Origin of the sequence: Parvibaculum sp., assembly GCF_002684405.1 — a bacterium.
GTDB lineage: Bacteria > Pseudomonadota > Alphaproteobacteria > Parvibaculales > Parvibaculaceae > Parvibaculum.
The window spans coordinates 1-6634 of the sequence record NZ_NYVD01000044.1 but is presented as its reverse complement, the minus strand read 5'-3'; the positions used below and the strand labels follow the sequence as shown (position 1 = coordinate 6634).

The 6634-nt window shown below is 62.9% G+C and carries 8 protein-coding genes; 1 reads left to right on the top strand and 7 read right to left on the bottom strand.

What is annotated here, in order from left to right; all coding sequences use genetic code 11:
- The 7 genes from CMI59_RS03925 to coxB all read right to left on the bottom strand — a co-directional run.
- A partial coding sequence (locus CMI59_RS03925; protein WP_293325031.1) for an SURF1 family cytochrome oxidase biogenesis protein occupies positions 1-366 on the bottom strand: 366 nt, incomplete at its 3' end.
- A complete protein-coding gene (locus CMI59_RS03920; RefSeq protein WP_293325029.1) occupies positions 363-770 on the bottom strand; it encodes a DUF983 domain-containing protein in 408 nt (135 codons plus the stop codon). The genes CMI59_RS03920 and CMI59_RS03925, both read right to left, overlap by 4 nt.
- A 107-nt stretch (positions 771-877) precedes the next feature.
- The gene (locus tag CMI59_RS03915; protein WP_293325026.1) at positions 878-1720 is read right to left on the bottom strand and encodes a cytochrome c oxidase subunit 3; all 843 of its coding nucleotides are present in this window, start codon (positions 1718-1720) and stop codon (positions 878-880) included.
- A gap of 101 nt (positions 1721-1821) precedes the next feature.
- The gene (locus CMI59_RS03910) at positions 1822-2025 is read right to left on the bottom strand and encodes a hypothetical protein (RefSeq protein WP_293325034.1); all 204 of its coding nucleotides are present in this window, start codon (positions 2023-2025) and stop codon (positions 1822-1824) included.
- Positions 2022-2990 (bottom strand): heme o synthase, encoded by a 969-nt coding sequence (locus CMI59_RS03905; protein WP_293325023.1) that lies wholly within the window; start codon positions 2988-2990, stop codon positions 2022-2024. The genes CMI59_RS03910 and CMI59_RS03905 overlap by 4 nt, the downstream gene beginning before the upstream one ends.
- Positions 2991-3117: 127 nt before the next feature.
- Positions 3118-4722 carry a cytochrome c oxidase subunit I gene (gene ctaD / locus CMI59_RS03900; RefSeq protein ID WP_293325021.1) on the bottom strand — a complete coding sequence of 535 codons (1605 nt, stop codon included), beginning with the start codon at positions 4720-4722 and terminating at the stop codon, positions 3118-3120.
- A gap of 59 nt (positions 4723-4781) precedes the next feature.
- Positions 4782-5627: a cytochrome c oxidase subunit II gene (coxB, locus tag CMI59_RS03895; RefSeq protein ID WP_293325018.1), complete on the bottom strand. Its 846-nt coding sequence runs from the start codon at positions 5625-5627 to the stop codon at positions 4782-4784.
- 517 nt (positions 5628-6144) lie between these two features.
- Between coxB and CMI59_RS03890 the strand changes: the two genes are divergently transcribed.
- Positions 6145-6552, top strand: coding sequence for a hypothetical protein (locus CMI59_RS03890; protein WP_293325015.1), 408 nt, complete (start codon positions 6145-6147; stop codon positions 6550-6552).
- The last annotated feature ends 82 nt before the right edge of the window (positions 6553-6634 follow it).

Below are 6634 nucleotides of genomic sequence, written 5' to 3'. Positions count from 1 at the left end.
CCGGTCCACCAGCACATAGGCGCCCTCGTCGCCCGGACTGTCCAGCTTCAACGGCGTGATGAGCGCAAAACCCGGCTGGCTCGTGTCGCGATCCTGCGTGAAATAGCGCATCTCGCGGTCATTGAGGAAATGCCCCGTGACCGTGAAGGGGCGGTATTCGAGATTGTCGAGGTCGAGCGAGGCCCAGTCCTTCCGCGGCGGCAGCGGACGCGGCGTTTCCGCCATGCGGGCTTCCATCCGCGCGATGAGATCCGTCTTCCAGTGCAGGCGCTGTACCTGCCAGGTGCCGAGCCCGAGCAGGATGGGCAGCATGACGAGCGTCAGAACCGTGGGCCAGAGAAGCGGCCTGAAAATCCCGTTGCTCACTTCGCGTCCCCGTCATCCTGCGTCTCCACCACATCGTGCAGCCGGCCTTCCCGCGCGGAGTGGCGGTATTGCTGCGCGACTAGCCAGCCCTTCAGCGGGCGCAGCATGCCCAGCGGCAGAATGAGGATGAGCGGGATCCAGAGCACGGCGTGGACCCAGTAGGGCGGGTGCCAGGTGAACTCCACCCAGAGCGCGAGGCCGACGACGATGAAGCCCACGATCATCATGATGAAGACCGCCGGGCCGTCGCCCGCATCGGCAAAGCCATAGTCGAGGTCGCAGACATCGCATTTCGGCTTGAGGTCGAGAAAGCCCTTGAAGAGCCGGCCTTCCCCGCAGCGCGGGCAGCGGGCGCGAAGCCCTGCGCTTACCGGCGAGACGTCCTTTTTCTCTTCCATATCCATGCCCTTCCAAGCGGGTGAGTACGAAACGATAAGGGGCGGGCCCGCATCCTCGCGGCCCCGCCCCCTCTTGTTCCCGGTCCGGACGGCCTAAAGCGCCCGGCGCGAATTCAGTGCCCGGCGGCAGCCGCGCCGCCTGCCGAACCCCAGATATAGATGCTGGCGAACAGGAACAGCCAGACCACGTCCACGAAGTGCCAGTACCAGGCCGCCGCTTCGAAGCCGAAATGCGCCTTCGGCGTGAACGCGCCGCCCGCGGCGCGGATCAGGCAGACGATCAGGAAGATCGTGCCGACGATCACATGGAAGCCGTGGAAACCGGTCGCCATGAAGAAGGTTGCGCCATAGATGTTGCCCGCAAAGGAGAAGGCGGCGTGATGATATTCATAGGCCTGCACGGTGGTGAAGATCAGGCCCAGAATGACGGTGGCCAGCAGACCCTGCACGAGGCCCTTGCGGTCGTCATGCAGCAGCGCGTGATGCGCCCAGGTGACCGTGGTGCCCGAGGTCAGCAGGATCAGCGTATTGATCAGCGGCAGATGCCAGGGGTCGAAGACCTCGATGCCCTGGGGCGGCCAGTGACCGCCGGTAAAGGCCAGGCGCGAGGCCTGAATGTGCTCGCCGGTAAACAGGCTCGCATCGAAGAAGGCCCAGAACCAGGCGACGAAGAACATCACTTCCGATGCGATGAACAGGATCATGCCGTAGCGCAGGTGAAGCTGCACCACCGGCGTATGATCGCCTTGATTGCCTTCGCGGATCACATCGCGCCACCAGCCGAACATGGTGTAGAGCACGATGGCCAGGCCGATCAGCGCGAACCAGGGCTGCGCGCCATGGAACCACTCGATCGCACCGGCCGCCATCACAAAGGCGCCGACCGAACCGACAAACGGCCAGGGGCTCGGATTGACCAGGTGATAGTCGTGATGTTTGCTGTGGGCGTCAGCCATTTCCCCTCATCTCCACTTCACGTTTCCGGGCGCTCCGGGCGCCCCAAGAAACCGGCATATACCAGTCCGATTATATCGCGCTTGGAAGGCAGCGCACCCCGTCACAACGGACGGCTTGCGATATTGCCCCCGAGCTTGGCGATGGTGACGACGAAAAACAGCACCACCAAAGCCACCAGCACCCAGGCAATCGCGACATTGCGCTGCCTGCGGCGCTTCACCATTGCCTCATCCCAGTGCGGCGCCTCGATCTTGTGGCGGTTCCGCTCCCGGGCTTCTTCTGTCGTCTCTTCTTCGCCGCTCATGAAAAGACCGGCGCAATCCCCGCCATCTTCTCGACCAGCAGGAGCGAGAAGATGAGGAAGAGATAAAGGATCGAAAATCCGAAAAGCCGCATCGCGGCCTTGTTCCGGGCTGTGATGTCGCCATCGGCCGCCGGCGCGGTGCGCGCCAGGCGCGCGGCGAGCGCCAGGAAAATGAGACCGAGGGCTGTCGTCACGCCCGCATAGAGCCATCCGGCAAAGCCGAGCGCCACCGGCGACAGGGTGACGGGCACCAGCAGCAGCGAATAGAGCATGATCTGGCGGCGCGTTTCGCGCTCGCCCGCCACGACCGGCAGCATCGGCACGCCCACCTCTTCATAGTCGCCCGACTTGCAGAGCGCGAGCGCCCAGAAATGCGGCGGCGTCCACATGAAGATGATGAGAAAGAGAGAGATCGACTGGAGCGATACATCGCCCGTCACCGCCGCCCAGGCGATCATGGGCGGGAAGGCGCCTGCCGCGCCGCCGATCACGATGTTCTGCGGCGTGGAGCGCTTCAGCCACATCGTATAGACGACGGCATAAAAGAAGATGGTGAAGGCGAGCAGCGCGGCCGCCGTCCAGTTCACCAGCGCGCCCATGACGAAGACCGAGCCCGCCGCCATTACCGTGCCGAAAACGGCGGCTTCCTGCGGCGTCACGCGGCCCGACGGAATGGGGCGCGTTCTGGTGCGGGTCATGCGGGCGTCGATATCGGCGTCGTACCACATGTTCAGCGCGCCGGAGGCCCCTGCCCCCACGGCGATGCACAACAGCGCGGTGAAGCCGATGACCGGGTTGATCCCGCCCGGCGCCACGACAAGGCCCACCAGCGCGGTGAAGATGACCAGCGACATGACGCGCGGCTTCAGCAGCTCGAAGAAATCTCCGGCCGTGCCCATGCCGCCCTGAGCGGAGGCGATGGAGCCGTCGGCGAATTCCGTATCTGTGAAGGCCGTATCGGACATTTAGAGGCCGGTCCCCAGCATTGTCTTGAGAAAAAACTCGTTTCCGAATTCAAACCGCCCGCCCCCGCAAACGGGGAGGGACGAAGATGCTCCGGCCGGGTTGCCCCGGCCGGAAAGCGTTTCGTTCTTACTTGATCCGCGGCAGTTCGGAGAACTGATGGAAGGGCGGCGGAGAGGACAGCGTCCACTCCAGCGTCGTTGCGCCCTCGCCCCACGGATTGTCGGCTGCCTTCTGCTTGCGGATGAACGCGAGCGCCATGCCGATGAAGAAGATGCCGAGCGCGGCTGCCGAGATATAGGCACCGATGGAGGAGATGAAGTTCCAGAAGGCGAACGCATCCGGATAATCCACATAGCGGCGCGGCATGCCCTGCAGGCCGAGGAAGTGCTGCGGGAAGAAGATCATGTTCACACCGATGAACGTGACCCAGAAGTGCAGCTTGGCCCAGAACTCGGAATACATGTAGCCGAACATTTTCGGGAACCAGTAGTACCAGCCCGCGAAGATGGAGAACACGGCGCCGAGCGACAGCACGTAGTGGAAATGCGCCACCACGTAATAGGTGTCATGCAGCACGCGGTCCGCACCGGCATTGGCGAGCACGACGCCCGTCACACCGCCGACCGTGAACAGGAAGATGAAGCCGAAGGCCCAGAGCATCGGCGCCTTGAACTCGATGGAGCCGCCCCACATCGTGGCGATCCAGGAGAAGATCTTCACGCCCGTCGGCACCGCGATCACCATGGTGGCCGCGACGAAATAGGCCTGCGTGTTGACCGAAAGGCCGACCGTGTACATGTGATGCGCCCAGACGATGAAGCCCACCACGCCGATCGCGACCATGGCGTAGGCCATGCCGAGATAGCCGAACACGGGCTTGCGCGAGAAGGTCGAGACGATCTGGCTGATCATGCCGAAGCCCGGCAGGATCATGATGTACACCTCGGGGTGACCGAAGAACCAGAACAGATGCTGGAACAGGATCGGGTCGCCGCCGCCGGAGGGCTCGAAGAAGGTCGTGCCGAAATTGCGGTCCGTCAGCAGCATGGTGATGCCGCCTGCGAGAACCGGCAGGGCCAGCAGCAGCAGGAAGGCGGTCACGAGCACCGACCAGACGAAGAGCGGCATCTTGTGCAGCGTCATGCCCGGGGCGCGCATGTTGAAGATGGTGGTGATGAAGTTGATCGCACCCAGGATCGACGAGGCGCCGGCGAGATGGAGCGACAGGATCGCGAAGTCCATGGCCGGTCCGGGCGAACCCGTGGTGGAAAGCGGCGGGTAGATCGTCCAGCCTCCGCCGAAGCCGTTCGAGCCGACCATGCCGGGCACGAAGAGCGAGACGACGAGCAGGCCGAAGGCCGCCACGAGAAGCCAGAACGAGATGTTGTTCATCCGCGGGAAGGCCATGTCCGGCGCGCCGATCATGATGGGCACGAACCAGTTGCCGAAACCGCCGATCATCGCGGGCATCACCATGAAGAAGATCATGATGAGACCATGCGCGGTGATGAACACGTTATAGAGCTCGACGTTCGAGAAGATCTGGATCCCCGGCTCCATCAGCTCGGCGCGCATGGCGACCGAGAGAGCGCCGCCGATCACGCCGGCCATGATCGCGAACAACAGGTACATCGTGCCGATGTCCTTGTGGTTCGTCGAATAAAGGTAACGGCGCCAACCGGTGGGATGATCCTCGTGTTCGGCGTGCGCGCCAGCAGCTTGCCCTGCCATATTTCTACCCTTCGTTTCTCAACACTTGTTCGCGAACTTGCCTAAAGCGGTCTTTGGCCTCAGCGGACCGCGGTCGCCGCGGTCGCATCGGCCAGCTTCACCTTGTTGTCGGTGTCGGCGGAAGCCGTCTGCGTCGCTACCCAGGCCTTGTAGTCGTCCTTGGAGACGACCTTGATATTGATCGGCATGAAAGCGTGATTGGTGCCGCAAAGCTCCGAGCACTGGCCGTAATACATGCCGGTCTTGTCCACCCGGAACCAGGTCTCGTTGAGACGGCCCGGAATGGCGTCCACCTTCACACCGAAGGCGGGCACCGCGAAGGAATGGATCACGTCGGAAGACGTCACGATCACGCGCACGGTGGTGTTCACCGGCACGACCATCGGTTCGTCGGCGGTGAAGAGGCGCGGCTCGCCCGGCTTCAGATCCGCATCGTCCTTCATGATGCTCAGGATATCGATGCCGTCATCGGGGTATTCGTAGGACCAGTTCCACTGATGCCCGATCGCCTTCACCGTCAGGTCGGACGGCGGAATGACCACTTCCTTGTAGAGAAGGCGGAAGGAAGGAATGGCGATCGCCACCAGGATCATCACCGGGATCACGGTCCAGGCGACCTCGAGCAGCGTATTGTGCGAGGTCTTGGACGGCGTCGGGTTGGCCTTGCGATTGAAGCGCACCGCCACGATCGCCATCAGGGCGGCCACGAAGACCACGATGATCGTGATGATGGGGAGAAGAATGTCGTTGTGAAAGATGTGGATGTCGTCCGCGACGGTCGTCGCGGCGGGCTGCAGCGTGATACCGCCATCCACCGGATTGGCCAGGGCCGACCCGATAAAGCCGTCGAAGTGCCCGGTGGCCAAAAACAGTGCCACGAGCGCGAAACCGATCAGAAACCGCATGCTTTTCCCCAGCATTTCCACTCCAGTCCAGCGACTTGCCTCGGGGGCGCCGCGAAAGGGCGACCTTGGGCCTGCCTCATACCGCTTCAATGTCGCTTACCCCCGTCGCCCGGTATTCCAGGCGCATCTTGGGCGTCAGAAACCATAAACCTTGCGCCATCGCAAGCGCCCAAAACGATCTTCCGGCGATTGAAATGGCCCTAGAGCGGCAATTGCCCCTCGATTTGGAGGACAGCGGACACGTTCCCCTTCACGCGAATACGCGATCGCCGCTGCCGTAACCTCCCTTGGCGCAGGAGTATAGTCCCGCTCGCGCAAGCCGCCAGATGCCCTGCAAGGCTTTGCGACGTTTTGCCACAACGAACATGTTAATTCGTCGCATTGCGTATTTCAAAAACCCTAATAATTAAGGGGGTTTTGGCGCGCTTTTCTGACGCCCCGCTGGCCCCGGCACCCCCCAGGCATTACATTGGAATCAGTCGACAGCCGGATGCATTCGCAGCCCGAAAGGCCAGTTATGCGTGACGAATCCCTGATTCACTTCCACCACGGACGGCGGATTTCCGCGGGTCTCCACCTGCCCCGCAACGGCGCCGCCGCGCCGGAACTCATCGCCGAGGCCGCGCCCTGGCTGGATCCGCGCGATCCGGGCCGCTGCGTGGTGGGGTTCTGCGCCGCCCATCCCGACATGGTGGGCGATGTGACGAATGCCCCGCCCCCGGGCTGGGAAAACTGGGGATTTAATGAGTGGGACCAGTGGTTCGGGCGAATCAACGGCGTCTTCCTCGTCGATCTGGAGACGCTGCGCGTCGTGCAATACCCGCTCTATTCCTGCGGCGGCCAGACGGTCCCTTGCGACCTCTCCGGCCTGCCCCGCCGGCTGGTGCCGGTGGAAGACTGGCTGGAAGGGCAGAAAACGCCGTAATGTCGTTGTTGCGCCGCACATCCTTCGAGACGGGCCTTGCGGCCCTCCTCAGGATGAGGCCCAACTAGAAACTCTCCCTCAT